This window comes from Sphingorhabdus sp. M41 (assembly GCF_001586275.1).
Taxonomy (GTDB): Bacteria; Pseudomonadota; Alphaproteobacteria; order Sphingomonadales; family Sphingomonadaceae; genus Parasphingorhabdus.
Genome location: NZ_CP014545.1, coordinates 965703 through 982538 on the forward strand (window position 1 = coordinate 965703; position 16836 = coordinate 982538).

General features: G+C 56.0%; 16 protein-coding genes. 12 read left to right on the forward strand and 4 right to left on the reverse strand.

Annotation, left to right across the window (positions count from 1 at the left end):
• Window positions 1–48: 48 nt before the first annotated feature.
• The 5 genes from AZE99_RS04665 to AZE99_RS04685 all read left to right on the forward strand — a co-directional run bounded on the left by AZE99_RS04665 (window position 49) and on the right by AZE99_RS04685 (window position 4844).
• Window positions 49–1560, forward strand: a complete 1512-nt coding sequence (locus AZE99_RS04665) for an aldehyde dehydrogenase family protein (RefSeq protein WP_082788237.1) — start codon at window positions 49–51, stop codon at window positions 1558–1560.
• Window positions 1561–1642: 82 nt separating this feature from the next.
• The gene (locus AZE99_RS04670; RefSeq protein WP_082788238.1) at window positions 1643–2515 is read left to right on the forward strand and encodes an amidohydrolase family protein; all 873 of its coding nucleotides are present in this window, start codon (window positions 1643–1645) and stop codon (window positions 2513–2515) included.
• Window positions 2512–3288, forward strand: a complete 777-nt coding sequence (locus AZE99_RS04675) for an SDR family NAD(P)-dependent oxidoreductase (RefSeq protein WP_067198477.1) — start codon at window positions 2512–2514, stop codon at window positions 3286–3288. Before AZE99_RS04670 ends, AZE99_RS04675 begins: the two co-directional genes overlap by 4 nt.
• 8 nt (window positions 3289–3296) lie before the next feature.
• Window positions 3297–4058, forward strand: coding sequence for a glutathione S-transferase family protein (locus AZE99_RS04680; RefSeq protein WP_067198479.1), 762 nt, complete (start codon window positions 3297–3299; stop codon window positions 4056–4058).
• Window positions 4059–4106: 48 nt separating this feature from the next.
• On the forward strand, window positions 4107–4844 hold the full coding sequence (locus tag AZE99_RS04685) for an alpha/beta fold hydrolase (protein WP_067198481.1): 738 nt from the start codon (window positions 4107–4109) through the stop codon (window positions 4842–4844).
• Here the strand turns inward: AZE99_RS04685 and purU are convergent.
• A complete protein-coding gene (gene purU / locus AZE99_RS04690) occupies window positions 4834–5694 on the reverse strand; it encodes a formyltetrahydrofolate deformylase (RefSeq protein ID WP_067198483.1) in 861 nt (286 codons plus the stop codon). The two genes, AZE99_RS04685 and purU, sit on opposite strands and share 11 nt — an antisense overlap.
• A gap of 88 nt (window positions 5695–5782) precedes the next feature.
• Between purU and ligM the strand changes: the two genes are divergently transcribed.
• Together ligM and AZE99_RS04700 are read left to right on the forward strand one after the other, a co-directional pair.
• Window positions 5783–7183 (forward strand): vanillate/3-O-methylgallate O-demethylase, encoded by a 1401-nt coding sequence (gene ligM / locus AZE99_RS04695; RefSeq protein WP_156472111.1) that lies wholly within the window; start codon window positions 5783–5785, stop codon window positions 7181–7183.
• Window positions 7184–7215: 32 nt separating this feature from the next.
• A complete protein-coding gene (locus AZE99_RS04700; RefSeq protein ID WP_067198485.1) occupies window positions 7216–8091 on the forward strand; it encodes a methylenetetrahydrofolate reductase in 876 nt (291 codons plus the stop codon).
• Window positions 8092–8121: 30 nt separating this feature from the next.
• On the opposite strand, the gene AZE99_RS04705 is transcribed toward AZE99_RS04700, so the two are convergent.
• Genes AZE99_RS04705 through AZE99_RS04715 form a run of 3 tightly spaced genes read right to left on the reverse strand, consistent with a single transcriptional unit; the run spans window position 8122 to window position 10361 of the window.
• Entirely contained in the window at window positions 8122–8520 is a 399-nt protein-coding gene (locus AZE99_RS04705) for a glyoxalase/bleomycin resistance/extradiol dioxygenase family protein (protein WP_067198486.1), read from the reverse strand.
• Between the two features lie 33 nt (window positions 8521–8553).
• Entirely contained in the window at window positions 8554–9456 is a 903-nt protein-coding gene (locus AZE99_RS04710; RefSeq protein WP_067198488.1) for an SDR family NAD(P)-dependent oxidoreductase, read from the reverse strand.
• Complete coding sequence (locus AZE99_RS04715) at window positions 9453–10361, reverse strand: SDR family NAD(P)-dependent oxidoreductase (RefSeq protein ID WP_067198490.1); 909 nt, start codon at window positions 10359–10361, stop codon at window positions 9453–9455. Before AZE99_RS04715 ends, AZE99_RS04710 begins: the two co-directional genes overlap by 4 nt.
• Window positions 10362–10519: 158 nt before the next feature.
• Between AZE99_RS04715 and AZE99_RS04720 the strand changes: the two genes are divergently transcribed.
• From AZE99_RS04720 to AZE99_RS04740, 5 genes are read left to right on the forward strand one after another with little or no spacing between them, the layout of a single operon-like run.
• Window positions 10520–11938, forward strand: a complete 1419-nt coding sequence (locus AZE99_RS04720) for an MFS transporter (RefSeq protein ID WP_082788239.1) — start codon at window positions 10520–10522, stop codon at window positions 11936–11938.
• Between the two features lie 36 nt (window positions 11939–11974).
• The gene (locus tag AZE99_RS04725) at window positions 11975–12718 is read left to right on the forward strand and encodes a nuclear transport factor 2 family protein (RefSeq protein WP_067198492.1); all 744 of its coding nucleotides are present in this window, start codon (window positions 11975–11977) and stop codon (window positions 12716–12718) included.
• A complete protein-coding gene (locus AZE99_RS04730; RefSeq protein ID WP_067198494.1) occupies window positions 12715–14145 on the forward strand; it encodes an NAD-dependent succinate-semialdehyde dehydrogenase in 1431 nt (476 codons plus the stop codon). The genes AZE99_RS04725 and AZE99_RS04730 overlap by 4 nt, the downstream gene beginning before the upstream one ends.
• Window positions 14146–14148: 3 nt before the next feature.
• On the forward strand, window positions 14149–15204 hold the full coding sequence (locus AZE99_RS04735) for an amidohydrolase family protein (protein ID WP_067198495.1): 1056 nt from the start codon (window positions 14149–14151) through the stop codon (window positions 15202–15204).
• A complete protein-coding gene (locus AZE99_RS04740; protein ID WP_231862688.1) occupies window positions 15201–16832 on the forward strand; it encodes an MFS transporter in 1632 nt (543 codons plus the stop codon). The genes AZE99_RS04735 and AZE99_RS04740 overlap by 4 nt, the downstream gene beginning before the upstream one ends.
• Window positions 16833–16836 lie beyond the last annotated feature (4 nt).

The following is a 16836-nucleotide window of genomic DNA, read 5'->3' on the forward strand; positions in this document are numbered from 1 at the left end:
CTATGCAGCATAATAATTACAGGCATGATCGCAGGAAAGGATGCTCTTATGAATGAGATGTCGACGATATCGCTGGCGCAACACGATTATTCGGATGCCGCAAAAAAGGCATTATCACGCAAGCCTTCGCTATTTATCAACAACGAGTGGGTGAGTTCGTCAGCGGACAAGAATCTGGCGGTTATCGATCCGTCTTCCGGCAAGGAAATTAGCCGGATTGTCGATGCGACCGACTCCGATGTCGACAAGGCGGTTGCTGCGGCGCGTGCCGCTTTCGATGATGGTCGCTGGACCGGTCTGCCTCCCATTGCACGGGAACAGATGATCCATGCTCTTGCGGATCTGGTCGAGAAACATGCCGGCGAACTGGCAGAGCTGGAATCGATCGACAATGGCAAGCCGGTCGGCATGTCTTCGACGGTCGATATTCCTGCTGCGGTCGGAATGTTGCATTATATGGCAGGCTGGGCGACGAAGCTTGGTGCCGATTCCATATCGCCGATGTCGACGCCAAATGGTGCGTTCCACAGCTATGTGCGGCGTGAACCTGTTGGCGTCGCCGGCCTGATCGTTCCATGGAATTTTCCGCTGTTGATGGCCGTTCTCAAGGTGGCTCCAGCGATGGCGGCCGGCTGTACGGTGGTTTTGAAGCCGGCGGAACAGACTTCGCTAACAGCACTGCGTCTTGCGGATCTGATCGCCGAGGCCGGTTTTCCGGCAGGTGTTATCAATGTCATTACCGGCAATGGTCATACGGCGGGTGATCGTCTGGTGCGTCACCGGGATGTCGACAAGATTGCATTCACCGGTTCGACCGAAGTGGGCAAGATCATCAACCGCACCGCAACCGACACGCTGAAGCGCGTCACGCTGGAACTGGGAGGGAAGTCTCCCGTCATCGTTCTGCCGGATGTGGATGTGGCGCAAGTTGCTCCCGGTGCTGCCGGAGCGATTTTCTTCAACGCAGGACAGGTCTGCGTCGCGGGTTCCCGCCTATATGCCCACAGCTCGATCTTCGACAAGGTGGTCGAGGGTATTGCCGAGACAGCAGCATTCTGGGCCCCGCGTCCTTCACTTGATCCTGCGGCCCATATGGGACCGCTGGTTTCGGAAGAACAATATACGCGGGTCATGGACTATATCGACCAGGGCAAGAAAGCCGGGGCATCGGTTGCCATGGGCGGCGATTGTCCGACTTCGGATGGCTATTATGTCAATCCGACGGTGCTGGTCGACGTGAAGCCGGACATGAGCGTTGTACGCGAGGAAATTTTCGGGCCGGTCGTCTGTGCACAGCGTTTTGACGATCTCGATGAAGTTGCAAAGCAGGCCAATGACAGTTGCTTTGGCCTAGCCGCCAGCGTCTGGACGAAGGACGTTTCCGCCATGCATCAAATGTGCGCGAAGCTGAAAGCGGGCACGGTCTGGGGCAATTGCCACGGCGTGATCGACCCGGCCCTGCCATTTGGCGGCTACAAGGAATCGGGCCTCGGACGGGAGCAAGGACGCCAGGGTGTCGAAGCCTATACCGAACTCAAGTCCGTTATCATCCAGCTCTGATAACAGATATCGGGGGAGGGGAAGCGGGCCTGATCTTTGGTCAGACTGCTTCCCCCATTATCCGAACCAGGAGACGATTTAGATGCCGATCGATTTAAGCAAGATCAAAGCCATTGATGTACACGTTCACGCGGAAGTGTCATGCCACGACCCTGAAGATCCGGTGATGGGCAAGTTTTTCGATGCCGCCAGCGCTTATTTCAAAGCCCCGCGCGAGCGTCCGAAAATCCCGGAAATCATCGAGATATATCGCGAGCAGCAAATTGCCTTCTGCCTGTTCACCGTCGATTGCGAAAGCGGGATAGGTGCGAAGCGGGTGTCCAATTACGAGATCGCCGAATATGCCGCCAAGAATGACGACATATGCATGGCCTTTGCCTCGATCGATCCGCACAAGGGAAAAATGGGCGCACGCGAAGCCCGTGACCTGATTGAAAATTACGGGGTCAAGGGCTTCAAGTTCCACGGCATCATGCAGGATGCCCATCCCGCCGACCGCGTTGCCTATCCGATTTACGAAGTGATCGCCGAATATAAATTGCCGGCGATTTTCCACACCGGCCATTCGGGCATGGGCACCGGAATGCCGGGCGGTGGCGGTGTCCGCCTGAAATGGGGTCAGCCGATGCTGATCGATGATGTCGCGGTGGACTTTCCGGATATGAACATCATTCTCGCCCATCCGAGTTGGCCCTGGGTCGACGAAAGCCTTTCGATGGCTTTGCACAAGGACAATGTCTTCATCGATCTGTCCGGCTGGAGCCCGAAATATTTTCAGCCGCAGATCATTCAATATGCCAACGGACAGTTGCGCAAGAAGATGATGTTCGGTTCCGATTTTCCGCTCATCCATCCGCAAAAATGGATTGATGCGGCAAAGACTGTCGGTTTCAAGGACGAAGTGATGCCGGGGATCATGAAAGATAATGCTGCAAAATTGCTGGGGCTGACGTGACAGGTATATCCGGTCGCCATTTCATCATAACCGGCGCATCCACCGGCATCGGTTTTGCGACCAGCCAGATGCTGAGCCGCCGCGGTGCATCTGTGTCCATGTTCGCACGGACCGAAAGCAAGCTTGCCGATGCCGCAGCAAAGATCAATCGCGATGGCGGAAGTACATTTTGCGTGCCGGTCGATGTGTCCGATAAAGACGCCTTGATGGCGGCGTTCACCAAGGCGGAAAGTGAATTCGGACCGGCGGATGGCCTATTTGCCAATGCCGGTTCCGGTGGCAAGTTTTCGATTTTGGCGGACTATGCGGATGACGATTTCGATGATGTCATTCGGACAAATCTGACCAGCGTCTACTGGGCGATCAAGCGGGTTTTGCCTTCTATGATCAAGCGTCGGCGCGGATCGATCGTGGTCACTGGCAGCCTCGCAAGCGAGCGAGGCATGCCGGGAAATATTGCCTATGTTGCATCAAAGCACGGGGTGTTGGGCGTAGCGCGCGCTGCAGCGATTGAAGCCGCGCCGCACAATGTTCGCGTCAATTGCGTCATTCCCGGCCTGATCGAAACACCGATGCTGATGGGGCTCGATCCCGATGCGTCGGCAGAAGCTATTCGCGACAAGCTGGGCAAGGCTGTGCCGCAGGGACGGGTCGGTTCGGCCGCCGAAGTGGCCGAAATGGTCTGTTTCCTGCTGTCCGACGCTGCAAGCCACGTCACCGCGCAATCAATAGCCGTCGATGGCGGCATTCTTGGAACCCAAACTCCTATCTGAGGTATATTATGACGCTCAAATATTATCATGCGGAACCCGCCGCAAACTCGCTGAAATCGATGATTCCGCTCAAGGAAAAAGGGCTGGAATTCGAAAGCATCTATGTCGATCTGCACAAGTTCGAACAGCATAGCGACTGGTTCATTGCGATCAATCCAGAAGGGCAGGTCCCGGTCCTCGATCATAATGGCGCGATCATCACCCACACGACCGTGATCAACGAATATCTGGAAGATGTGTTTCCGGAAATCCCGCTTCGTCCGCGCGATCCGGTCGGTGCGGCGCGGATGCGTTACTGGAATAAATTTGTCGACGAGCATGTAACCAACCAGGTGTCGATGCACGGCTGGCACCGGATGGTGGGTGTGATTGCGCGCAATATCGAAAGCGGTGAATTTGAAAAATTGCTCGAGAAAATTCCGCTTCCGCACCAGCGCGAGAAATGGAAGACCGCACGGTCCGGATTCAGCGAGGCGGATCTGGCGGAATCGACGCGCAAGATCATCTTCGCCTGTGACAAGGTTGAAGAACAACTGGCGGATGGCCCCTGGCTGGTCGGCGACATGTACACGACCGCCGATATCAATTTTTACAGCCATTGCGGCATGATGGTCAATCGCATGTTCCCGGAACTGGAAGTGGACGATAATTACCCGCGTCTTGCCAACTGGCGGGAACGGATGGAGGCGCGCCCGGGTGTCAAAGCGGCACTGGAAATGCCCGACCACACCAATCCAGAATTGAGAACCTTCACGGGTCATGCGAAATAGCGACAATCCGATCGGCCTTCGGGCAATCCGCGCAATGAGCAATATCTGATGGCCAGTTTTATCCTGATTCACGGTTCGTGGCATGGCGGCTGGTGTTTCGATGGCATCAAGGCCTTGCTGGAAAAGCAGGGGCATGAAGTGATTGCGCCTGATCTTCCCGGCATGGGCGGGGATGAAGAGGAATTGCGGGCGGTCACCCTGCAGGGCTGGGCTGATTTTGCAGCCGGACTGTGCAGGAAGGCTACGCAAAAGCCTGTGATATTGGCGGGCCATAGTCGCGGCGGACTGGTTGTCAGCCAGGCGGCGGAAACCGCTCCGGATGCGATTGACGCACTCGTCTATATTTGCGCCATGATGTTGCCCGACGGGATGTCGCGAGCGCAGTTCAAGAAGCTGGAAGGGCCGAACCCGGGCTTTGATGCGATTATCACTTCGGTCGCGAAAGGAGCGGGCACAGCGGTTGACGGGGAAGGGGGGCGAGACATATTCGCGCAGCTTTCACCGGAAGATCTGGTCGACAATGCCATGGAACGACTGGTCGTTGAACCGCATGGCCCGCGATCCGAGCCGCTGAGACTGACCGCCGACGGCTTTGGTTCCTTGCCCAGAACCTATGTCGAATGCACGGAAGATCGAACCATCCCGATCGACAGCCAGCGCAGGATGCAGAAATTGGTACCGGGTGCCACTATCGTCACGCTCGATGCAGACCATTCGCCATTTCTGTCACGACCGGAAGAGCTGGCGGCGGCATTGATCGCCGCCGCCGAGCAGGTCAGTTCTTGAAAACAACCGTCTTGTTCCCGTTCAGGAACACACGATCCGACAAATGATAATGTACCGCTTGCGCTAAAACCCGGCGTTCGATGTCGCGTCCCTTGCTGACCAGAGCTTCCGGTGTATCGGCATGGCTGATCGCTTCCACATCCTGATGAATGATCGGACCTTCATCCAGATCAGCGGTCACATAATGAGCGGTGGCGCCGATCATCTTGACGCCGCGCGCGTGCGCCTGGTGATAAGGCTTGGCGCCCTTGAAGCCGGGCAGGAAGCTGTGATGGATATTGATGCAGCGGCCGGACAGAAAGCTGGCAAGATCATCCGACAATATCTGCATATAGCGGGCGAGGACAACGAGATCAGCTCCGCTTTCGGTGACCAGCGCCTTGATCTGTGCTTCTTGCTGCGGCTTGGTGTCCTTGGTGATCGGAAGATGGTGGAAAGGGACGTCTCCGATCAGCGATATTTTCAGGGCGTCGCGCGGATGGTTGCAGATGATGCCAACCACATCCATCGGCATTTCTCCGATCCGGTGACGATATAGAAGATCGCCCAGACAATGGTCGAATTTGGATACCATCAGCATGACCTTCGGCCGTTCGTCGCTGCCACGAAGCTTCCATTCCATCGGCTTTTCTGTGGCGAAAACGCCCAGCTCGTCGGAAATGGCTGTGACATTGGAGCCTTCCGACAAGTCGAAGACAACGCGCATGAAGAAGTGTCTGGTTTCGCTATCGTTAAACTGTCGCGAGTCGACAATATTGCCGCCATTGTCGGCCAATATTTTTGCAACGCGTGCGACCAGTCCCGGTTGATCGGCACAGGACAATGTTAGAATTTGTCGGTTTGCTGACATGAATATCTCTCCCACCCTAATTTTCGTTTGTGTTACATACAAATATTGATATGGTCCAGCCAGCAAATTAAAAAAATAGGAGGGCGATTTGGCTCATAAAAATCTCGAGAGCGTTCTGGCGGCTGCAGGAAACACGGTGGATATGCTGCGGAACTCAAAAATTGGTGCATATGTCTATCCGGTTGTTGGTTATGAATTTTCAAACTGGCGCACCGAGCAACGGGCATGGCGGGAAACCGCCGTGCTGTTCGATCAGTCACATCATATGGTCAACATCTACGCCAAGGGCCCGGATGCTGTAAAGCTGATGAGCGATTTGTCGATCAACAGTTTTGCCAATTTTCCGGTCAACCGCGCCAAGCAAATGGTGCCGGTCAGTCATGATGGCCATGTCATCGGTGACGGTATCCTGTTCCACCTCGAAGAAAATCACGTCGTCTTCGTTGGTCGCAATCCAACCGCGAACTGGATTCAATTCCAGGCAGAGACCGGCGGCTATGATGTGGAAATCACTTATGACAACCGGTCTCCTTCCATCCCGGATGGCAAGCTGGTGACACGGGAAGAATATCGTTTCCAGATACAGGGACCAAATGCCTGGGAAGTGATCGAGAAACTGCATGGTGGGCCGCTGGAGAAGCTGAAGTTTTTCCATATGTCCCATATGAATATCGCAGGCCGCAAGGTGGCTACCTTGCGTCATGGGATGGCGGGTGCTCCGGGGCTGGAAATCTGGGGTCCCTATGCCGAGAAAGACGAAGTCCGTGATGCGATATTGCAGGCGGGCGCTGAGTTCGGGCTGATACCGGTCGGTTCGCGCACCTATGCCACCAACACCTTGGAGTCCGGCTGGATCCCATCGCCTTTGCCAGCGATTTATACCGGTGAGAAAATGAAATCCTATCGGGAATGGCTGGGCGCTGACAGCTATGAAGCCATGGGTTCGATCGGCGGCAGTTTTGTTTCGGACGATATCGAGGATTATTATCTCAGCCCGTGGGATCTGGGCTATGGAAATTTCATCAATTTCGACCATGACTTCATCGGCAAGGAAGCCTTGCAGGCGATGCAGGACAAGCCGCATCGCAAGAAAGTGACTCTGGCCTGGAACGGCGAGGATGTTGCCAAAATCTTCAACAGCTTTGTCGATGGCAGCGCCGAAAATTACAAATATTTCGATATGCCGCTCGCCAATTATGCGTCATCCAATTACGACGCGGTTTCGGTCGATGGCCAGCATGTCGGCTTCTCCATGTTCACCGGCTATACGATCAACGAACGGACGGTGCTCAGTCTGGCCACCGTCGATTCCGACATCGAGATCGGCAACGAAGTCACCGTAACCTGGGGCGAGCCCAATGGCGGAACCAAGAAAGCGACGGTAGAGCCGCACAAGCAGCTTGAGGTTCGCGCTATCGTCAGTCCGACCCCTTATTCGGAATCCGCGCGAAAGGAATATGCCGACAGCTGGCGCACCAAAGCCAGCTGATCGTCGCCAAAAAACGAGCTCCAGGAGTATCAATGTCCAAGCATCCCATCCATCCCAATTGGGAACGCGCCCCTGTCGGTGTCACCGAAGGCTATTCGCTGGAGATTACCGCAAAGGACATTGACTCCTTGCGCGATGCGGCTCCGCTGATTGCCGCTGACACACCGGTCGCGGTCACGTTTCTGCCAGGTGAAGAACAGGCAGCGCGCGTGGCCGCAGCGGTGGCTGTGCGGGCGCTTGGCTTTGAACCGATGCCGCATTTTTCGGCGCGACGGATATCTTCCAGTGACGAGTTCGAGGATTATTTGCAGGCTGTGGTTCGCAATGCGGGTGTGCAGCGCTGTTTCCTTGTCGCCGGCGATCCACCGGAGCCGGAGGGGCCGTATTTCGACAGCTCGGCGCTGATCGAAAGCGGTGCGTTCGAACGCGCCGGCATCAAGGCCATTGGCATTGGCGGCCATCCCGAAGGCCACCCGGTCATGAGCAAAGAGCAATGCTGGGAGGTGATCGACAAGAAAATTGCCGCAATTGAGAGCAGGGGCATGGCACCCCTGATCGTGACCCAGTTCGGCTTTGACCCTGATATTGTTCTTGCCTGGCTGGAGGAACTGCGTTCGCGCGGCGTTGAAGCTCCGGTGCGCATTGGTATTCCCGGACCAGCCGGCATCAAGCGACTATTGCGTTACGCCAAATATTGCGGCGTCGGTGCCTCCGCCAGCGTGCTGGCGAAATATGGCATTTCATTGACCAGATTGATGGGCAGCGCGGGACCGGACAAGCTGGTTGACCGCTTTTCTGCCGAATTGGGTAGCGAACATGGACGTGTCCGGCTGCATTTCTATCCCTTTGGCGGAATCGACAAGACGGTTGAATGGATCGCCGATTATAACAGGCGACATGATATTTGATGGGATGCAGCGGCGTTTGAGCCGGTCGGTCTAGTCTCCGAAAAAATTGAGCTCCAGCAAGATGCCGTTGGGATCCTGCGTGAATATCTGTTTGAGGCTGACGGCCTCTATTATATTGATCTGATATTCTGTTTTGCGCTCGTCCAGCCGAGCGATCATTTCATCAAATCCTTCACATTTCAGCGCCACATGATGGATGGACCCTGTCGGACCTTCCGTCACTTCGCGGTCAAAAGCACGCGGACAGTCAAGGCTGTTGATATGAAATATCGCGCGGTCGCAACTGTCGAACATCCACTGCGCATTGTCCGGTGTCAGCGGCGGCGGGGCATTGCGCCGTTCAAGTTCGAACATGTCTGCATAATATTCGGCCGTGCGATCCAGGTCGCCAGTGATGATGTTGACGTGATCTAGCGCCTGGACCTGCATTGTCGGATTCTCCTGAGAAAGGACCTGTTTGCTCTATATGGCGTGCTTGGCAGCTTCCCTTGCATCATCATAGCTTTTGCGCCGGAATTTCTCAAACTCGACACGCTTTTCATAGCCGGGGTCGTTCGGATAATCTTTGAAGTCACTCATATAAGTATCGAACAATGCAGCCAGTTCTTCCTTGTGCTCAGGATGCGAGAAAATATACATGCGGTTATCGCGCATGCCATCCAAGACGCGCTCGCCAATCACGTCGGGTTCCATTCCGAAATCATGAAACTCCGCCAGCCGCTTGACATTTTCATGGTCCACCGGCTTGGCACCGTCCATCAATTCCGTGGGACGAATGTCGTCACTGGCATAGATATAGGATTTCACCAGTGCCGGGCAAAGAACCGAAACGCCGATGCGGTGCTTGGCGAGGCTGCAGCGCAGGGATTCGCTCAATCCGCGGACCGCAAATTTTGAAGTATTATAGATGCCGGGCGATCCGCTGGCCTGCCATCCTGCCATTGACGAAGTATTGACAATATAGCCACCATTGCCCGCCTCGATCATCCGCGGGACAAAGGTCATGACGCCGTTAATAGGGCCATTCAGATTGACGCCCATCACCCAGTCCCAGTCAGAATAGCTCGAATCCTCAATGGTTTGGAACAGGTTTACGCCAGCATTGTTGAAGAGCAAAGAAACCGGACCAAATTGGGCTTCGACCTTGTCGGCCGCTTCGGCCATGGCTTCGCGGCTGGCAACGTCGACCTGCACGCCCATGACCTCATTATTGTCGAGCGTCGCCAGCGCCTTGTCGATCGCATCCTGCCTGATGTCCGCAATCGCAACCTTGCAACCTTGGGCGAGCAGCGCCCGGACGATACCGATACCGACACCATTGGCACCGCCGGTGACAAAGGCGGTTCTACCTGCAAAATCGATCATGCTTTCAACTCCTTCTGGCGGGCAATTTCATCGGCCCAGATCGGGCTGTTGAACAGCATCGCAAATGTCTTCTTATATTCCTCATTCTCCGGCAGGTTAGCCGGAACGGAGGCAATCATGGCATTGGCGCGGTCGGTGACGCCTTCCAGAAATTCGCTGTGCGTCAGAATATAGAGCTCATCGTCCAATATGCCGCGCAGCACCCGTTCGCCGACTTCCTCCTTGGTCTGATATAGGTGGAAGAGATTACCGCCGTCCTGCCGTCTTTTGTCCGCTTCGGCATAGCCGGTTTCCGACAGTTCTTCCGGTCGCGTCTCGCCGGCATCGGCAATATTCGATTGCACCGCTCCCGGACAGAAGGCGGAACAAATCACGCCGCGGCTTTCCAGTTCCGGACGCATACACTCCATCATCGTGACCAGCGCTGCTTTTCCGGTCGAATAGATTGTGGTCCCGCCGACCGGAACAATGCCGGACATCGAGCAGGTGTTGATGATATGGCCACCTTCGCCATGCGAAAGAATGCGCGGCAATAAGGTTGTGACACCATTGATCGCGCCGCCGACATTGACGTTCATCACCCAGTCCCAATCGGCAAAGGTCGCCAGTTCGGTCGGGCCAACCACAGCCACGCCGGCATTGTTGCAGAGAATATGGATTTTCCCGAACCTGTCTTCTGCAGCATCGGCCGCCTTGGTGAAATCGTCGCGATTGGTTACGTCGAGCTTGATCGCCAATATCTTGTCGGGCGATCCGAGTTCCTCTTTTGCTTCTGCAAGATGATCATCGCGAATGTCGGCGACGACAACATTCATGCCTGCGCCAAGAAGTGCCTTGGCAATGCCAAGCCCTATGCCGCTCGCGCCGCCGGTAACAAAGGCAGTTTTGCCTTGCAGATTCTGCATATTGGAATTTCCCTCTCTCAAATCTGACTGGTTGTTTCTGTTCCATTTCTTACAAAAGACTGGACAACCATGTCGAAACAATATTGTATCTAACACATACAAAAAAGGCTAGGTAAAAAAACAAAGCCGCTAAAAGTTTTGGGAAGAGGGATTAACGAATGGCAGGCGCATCAACGCCGACGACAGTCGGCATGGAACAACTATCAACAGCGCCGACATCCAAGCTTTGGCCTTCTCAGCCCGCCGCCTACTGGGCTTTGTTTGTCATTGTATTGGCGACTTTTCTTACATTTTTCGACTCAGTCGTTTTCGGCATGCTGGCTGAGCGGATAAAGGCGGATTTCGGACTGTCGGATTCGCAGCTGGGATTTCTCGCCGGACCTGCGAGCATTATCTGCTATTTGTTTGTCGGCATTCCTCTGGCGAGGCTGGCCGACATATTTCCGCGTAAATATGTGCTGGCTGGCGGCGTGACCGTCATCGGGATAGTAACTTGTCTCGGAGGGCTGGCACAGACATTTACCCAGTTCGTCGGTACCCGTGTATTTCTGGCAGCGGGCGGTTCCGCTCATGCTCCGTCGGCCTACTCGCTGCTTGCCGATGCCTTCCCTCCAAAGATCCTTACGCGAGCCTTCGCTTTGCTCCAGTTCGGTTTCATTGGCGGGTCCACTCTGGGGCCGTTTGTCGGCGGGTTGTTGATCGGCATTACCGCTGACTGGGGCCCATCGCATATCGGTAGCCTGACAATATTCGGCTGGCAGTGGATATTGATATGGACCGGCTTGCCCGCCTTCCTCGTCGCGCTGTTATTCTTCACGATAAAGGAGCCGCAGCGCATGCCTCCAGTCGAGGGCGCGCCGCTGCCACCGGAAAATGCATCGACCGGCCGGAATATCATCACCTTCATGGGCTGGGATGCGGCCAAGGCCATTCATGCCAATCGCCGGGTCTATTATCCGATGTTTGGTGCTCTGGCGCTCAGCGCGATCGAGACTTTCGGGCTCGCCTTCTGGCGGGTTCCCTTCATGATCCGGACCTTCGGCTGGAACGAAGTGGAAATTGGCGCCGCGCTGGGCATGACGATTCTCGTCGCCTCGCTTCTCGGCCTTTTCCTTGGCGGTATCTTTGTCGAATGGCTGGCCAAGCGTCATAAGGACGCCAATGTAAGGGCGGCTTTCATATTGTTCTGCGGTACCACCATCAGTTCGATCACCGCCGTCCTGATGCCGACCGGCTGGGGATCAATGATCGCATTCGGATTTGCCGGGATGTTTGGAATCGCCGGCGCGGTGCCGCAAAATGCTGCCATCCAGAGGGTCGCGCCCAATGCGATGCGCGGTCAGGTCACCGCTTTCTACCTCTTCATGTTCACCTTTTTCGGTGCAATGGGCAGCTTCGTAATCGGACTGGTTGCCCAATATGTCATCGGTGATCCGGCCAAGCTCTGGCAAGCGCTGTTGATCACGGCTGGCACGCTGCTGCCGCTGGCCACGTTCCTGATGTTCCGCGCGATCAAGCCATATGGTGAAGAGGTCGTAAGGCTGGAAGCCCTTGAACGGGTTGCAGCAACATCCTGACATCAATCACATCAAATATGTAAATGGAGATACCAAATGTCTGAACGAGAAATTGCAGCGCTGCAGGCGCAGGTCGCAGAACTGATGAAGCGTGTGACGATCTGCGAGGATGAGCAATCCGTGCGCAAGCTGCACCATCTTTATGGCTATATGATCGACAAATGCCTCTATAATGAAGTGGTGGATCTGTTCACCGACGATTGCGAAGTGCATTTCTTCGGCGGCATCTATCGCGGTAAAGCAGGCGCCGCGCGTCTCTATATCGACCGGTTTCAGGCCAATTTCACCCATGGCAATAATGGTCCGATCGACGGCTTTCTGCTCGATCATCCGCAGCATCAGGATGTGGTCGATATTCAGGACGACGGCATCACTGCATTCGGGCGTTTCCGCTGTACCATGCAGGCCGGCCGGCACAAGGATTATGCCGGGGAGGGCCCGATGGAGCAGGCGCGCCAATGGTGGGAAGGCGGTCTCTACGAGAATATCTACAAGAAAGTGGATGGCGTCTGGCGTATCCATGTGCTGAACTATGTACCGCAATGGCATGCCGACTATGAAACCGGCTGGGCGAATACACGCGAGCAATATGTGCCCTTTCTCGACACCGCTTTTCCGGAAGACCCGACCGGTCCGGATGAAATCAAGCCGCGCGAAGATCTGTGGCTCTGGCCGACGCACAAGGTCGTGCCGTTTCACAACACGCATCCGGTGACCGGCAAACCGATTCAACCAGAACGCTGGCAAGGCGATATTGACCGGGAGAAAGCAGCGAAATGACTAATTATCCAGAACTGCACATGATCATCGACGGTGAAAAAATTCCGGTTGGCGACCGGCGGGTGCACAAGGTCGTCAACCCGGCGACCGAAGAGGTTATCGGCGAACTGCCCTTGGCCGATGCAGCCGATCTGGACCGCGCGCTTGAGGTTGCGGAACGCGGCTTCAAGATCTGGCGCAACAGTTCGGCGCAGGAACGCGCTGCCGTGTTGCAAGGCGCTGCGCGGCTGATGCTGGAGCGTCAGGAAGACATCGCCCGCATCGCGACCATGGAGCAGGGCAAGACACTGGCCGAAACGCGTATCGAAGTGCTGATGAATGTCGGCCTGTTCAATTTCTACGCCGGAGAAACCCAGCGTATATATGGCCGGCAACTGGTGCGTCCTGCCGGCATGCGCTCGTCGGTTACCTATGAACCGGTGGGACCTGTGGCGGCTTTTGCGCCGTGGAATTTCCCGATCGGCAATCCCGGCCGCAAGCTCGGCGCGCCGGTCGCTGCCGGTTGTTCGGTGATTATGAAAGCGGCAGAAGAAGCGCCAGCGTCGGCGCTCGCCATATTGCAATGTCTGCTCGATGCCGGTCTGCCCAAGGAAGCCGGGCAAGCGGTCTTCGGCGTGCCCGATGAGGTGTCGCGCCATTTGCTGGCATCACCGATCATCCGCAAACTTAGCTTCACCGGGTCGACGGTGGTCGGCAAGCATCTGGCCAAGCTCGCTGCAGAAGATATGAAACGCACCACCATGGAACTCGGCGGTCACGGACCGGTTCTGGTTTTTGACGATGTCGATGTTGACGGCGTGCTCGATGTCATGGTGCCGGGCAAATATCGCAACGCCGGACAGGTATGCGTTTCGCCGACCCGGTTCATTGTCCAGGATGGCGTTTTTGATCGCTTCCGCGACGGCTTTATCGAACGGGCGAAGGCGATCAAGGTCGGCAATGGCATGGACGAAGGCGTGCAAATGGGGCCGATGGCCAATCCCCGCCGTCCCGATGCGATGCAGCGGATGATCGGCGATGCCGTGACCCGCGGTGCGAAGCTGGGAACCGGCGGCGAACGGATCGGCAATCAGGGCTATTTCTTTGCCCCCACCGTCCTCTCCGATGTGCCGCTCGATGCCGAAATCATGAATGAAGAGCCATTTGGTCCGGTCGCGCTGATCAACCGGTTCTCCAGCGAAGACGATATGATCGCGGAAGCAAACCGGCTGCCCTACGGGCTGGCCGCCTATAGCTGGACCAAGGATGCCGCTCGGCAGAAGCGACTGGCACGCGAAATCGAAACCGGCATGTTCTGCGTCAACACGACAATGCTCGGCGGACCGGACACGCCTTTTGGCGGCGTGAAATGGTCAGGCCACGGGCATGAGGATGGCCCCGAAGGGCTGATGGCCTGTATGGTCCTTAAAACAGTGCATGAAGGATAAGCGATGACGCATGAATTGAAAACCGGCGGCGACAGGGGTTATTTGCGCATCGCCACCGAAGAGGCTTTTGCCACACGCGAGCTGATCGACGTATATCTGCGGATGGTCGCCGACGGAACCGCTGACAAGGGGATGGTCTCCTTGTGGGGCTTTTACGCGCAGAGCCCGTCCGAGCGGGCCACGCAGATCATCGATCGCCTGCTTGATCTGGATGAGCAGCGTATCGCGCATATGGACGAGACCGGCATCGACAAGGCCATTCTCGCTCTGACATCGCCGGGCGTCCAGCCCCTGCTGGATGTCGATGAGGCAAAGGGCATTGCGACACGGGCCAATGACTATCTGGCAGATGCGGTGCAGAAATATCCGGATCGCTTCATCGGGATGACGGCGGTTGTCCCGCAGGACCCCGAATGGTCTGCGGCCGAAATCAGGCGCGGTGCCAATGAACTGGGTTTCAAGGGTGTGCAGATCAACAGCCACACCCAGGGCCATTATCTGGATGAACCGCAATTCGACCCGATATTCCGGGCGCTTTCGGACACCGGCCAGCCGCTCTATGTCCACCCGGCGACGCTGCCCGATGACATGATGGGCGGGATGGTCGATGCCGGCCTGGATGGTGCGATTTTCGGCTTCGCGGTCGAAACCAGCTATCATTTGCTGCGGCTGGTGACTTCGGGGCTGTTTGACCGCTATCCTGATCTGCAGGTCATGGCAGGCCATGGCTGCGAAGCTTTGCCTTATTGGCTGTACCGGACCAATTACATGCATCAGGCAGGGGTGCGTTCAAACCGCTATGAATCGATCAAGCCGCTGAAACATGATCTGTTTTACTATATGAAGAACAATTTTCTTGGCACCTGCAGCGGGCTGCCCTTTGAACCGGCAATAAAATTGATGATTGAGGTGATGGGAGAGGACAGGGTGATGTATGCGATGGATTATCCCTATGAATATGTCGCCGAGGAGGTACGGATGATGGATGATCTGGCAATCAGTCACGCACAGAAGAAGAAATTTTTCCAGAGCAACGCGGAACGCTGGTTCAAATTGTGAGTGAAGGCGCGCAGACGGACGCAAGCAGTCCGGTCATCATCCCGACCAAGATACCCAAGGGCGCTCATTATGCATTGACGCTGGTCGCTCTGACCGGTGCGGTCAGTCTGCTCGATCGTCAAATTCTGGCTATTCTTGCTCCGGCGATCAAGGCGGATCTGAATATCGGCGATGCCGAGATGGGCATGTTGTTCGGGACGGTATTCGCCTTATTTTATGCCGTTTTCTCGCTTCCGCTTGGCCGGCTTGCCGACGGCTGGGTAAGGACGCGGCTGCTGGCCATTTGCCTGACCTTCTGGTCAGGGGCCACGGCTTTGGGAGGGTTCGCAAACAGCTTCGGCCTTCTCGCCGTATCGCGTCTGGGAGTCGGTATTGGTGAGGCAGCCACTCAACCAGCGGGAACCAGCCTGGTCTATGATTATTGGCCCAAACATCGGCGCGGTTTCGTTATGGCGGTGCTGGCATCGGCCATAGCATTGGGTATCGGTGGCTCGCTGGCTCTGGGCGGGCTGGCTGCCGATTGGTGGGATCAGCTTGCCGCTGCAGGCAATGCGCCCGTTGCCCTGAAAGGCTGGCAATTTGCCTTTTTCGTGGCGTCCTTGCCCGGCTTCATTCTCGCGCTGTTCATGTGGCGACTGCGGGAGCCCGAGCGCGGCGTGATGGATGGAATAAAGACACCCCGTGATCCGCATCCGTTTCGCGCCAGCGCCGCGGTATTTGGCGCAATATTGCCAGGCTTCAACTGGTTCAATTTGCGCAGACAAAATGCCGGTCGTCGCGTGTGGAAATTTAACCTTGGCGCGCTGATCATCATCATCGGCCTGATGATGGGTCTCACCTATTTGTCAAACTGGATGTCGCCACGCCCGCCGCTTGAATTGGCTGGTCTGACGCTCAGTGCGCACGCGCTGCAATGGTGCGTTATCGGCTTTGGCCTGTTTGTCATCGTCAATCTTTTGCAGGGCATGAAGCTTTCCGACCGGCAGGCGTTTAACGTGATCAGCAAGTCGCCGACGCTGATCATGGCGATGGCCGTTGGTACACTGCAATCGGTGCTCAATTACGGCATGATGGCATTCAACCCCAGCTTCCTGATTGAAAGCTACGCTATTTCGATGAAGGAAGTCGCCTGGCAATTCGGTCTGGTGGCTGCTGGCATGGGCATTATCGGCCCGCTGATTTGGGGTCCGCTTTCGGATAAATTGCAGCAGACTTTCCCTGGCGCTGGTCGCGCCTATGTCGCGCTCTTTGCGATGGGCATATCACCCTTCCTGTCTCTCTGGGTCTATACCTCGCCGGATTCGGGCAGCTTCTATCTGCGCTTTGTCGTGTACAGCGTCGTTCTGACCGGCTGGATGCCGCCACTATACGCGATCATCTATGATCAGGTGCTGCCGCGCATGCGCGGCATTACCGCCAGTGTCTATTTGCTGGTCATGACGATTTTGGGAATGGGTATCGGACCCTATGCAGTCGGCCTAATATCGGATGCGACCGGCAATCTGCAAATGTCGATGATCAGCATCAACATCGTCGGGATCCCGATCATCATTTTGATGCTGATCATTGCCCGCAGAGCCCAGCGGGATGAGGACGATTTGCTGAAACGGGCGAATGAGGCGTCATAGCAGA

Excerpts from the sequence above, each read along its gene's own strand:
- AZE99_RS04665 (WP_082788237.1), top strand. The coding sequence starts at position 49 with ATGAATGAGATGTCGACGATATCGCTGGCGCAACACGATTATTCGGAT.
- AZE99_RS04670 (WP_082788238.1), top strand. The coding sequence starts at position 1,643 with ATGCCGATCGATTTAAGCAAGATCAAAGCCATTGATGTACACGTTCAC.
- AZE99_RS04680 (WP_067198479.1), top strand. The coding sequence starts at position 3,297 with ATGACGCTCAAATATTATCATGCGGAACCCGCCGCAAACTCGCTGAAA.
- AZE99_RS04685 (WP_067198481.1), top strand. The coding sequence starts at position 4,107 with ATGGCCAGTTTTATCCTGATTCACGGTTCGTGGCATGGCGGCTGGTGT.
- purU (WP_067198483.1), bottom strand. The coding sequence starts at position 5,694 with ATGTCAGCAAACCGACAAATTCTAACATTGTCCTGTGCCGATCAACCG.
- AZE99_RS04700 (WP_067198485.1), top strand. The coding sequence starts at position 7,216 with ATGTCCAAGCATCCCATCCATCCCAATTGGGAACGCGCCCCTGTCGGT.
- AZE99_RS04705 (WP_067198486.1), bottom strand. The coding sequence starts at position 8,520 with ATGCAGGTCCAGGCGCTAGATCACGTCAACATCATCACTGGCGACCTG.
- AZE99_RS04710 (WP_067198488.1), bottom strand. The coding sequence starts at position 9,456 with ATGATCGATTTTGCAGGTAGAACCGCCTTTGTCACCGGCGGTGCCAAT.
- AZE99_RS04715 (WP_067198490.1), bottom strand. The coding sequence starts at position 10,361 with ATGCAGAATCTGCAAGGCAAAACTGCCTTTGTTACCGGCGGCGCGAGC.
- AZE99_RS04720 (WP_082788239.1), top strand. The coding sequence starts at position 10,520 with ATGGCAGGCGCATCAACGCCGACGACAGTCGGCATGGAACAACTATCA.
- AZE99_RS04725 (WP_067198492.1), top strand. The coding sequence starts at position 11,975 with ATGTCTGAACGAGAAATTGCAGCGCTGCAGGCGCAGGTCGCAGAACTG.
- AZE99_RS04730 (WP_067198494.1), top strand. The coding sequence starts at position 12,715 with ATGACTAATTATCCAGAACTGCACATGATCATCGACGGTGAAAAAATT.
- AZE99_RS04735 (WP_067198495.1), top strand. The coding sequence starts at position 14,149 with ATGACGCATGAATTGAAAACCGGCGGCGACAGGGGTTATTTGCGCATC.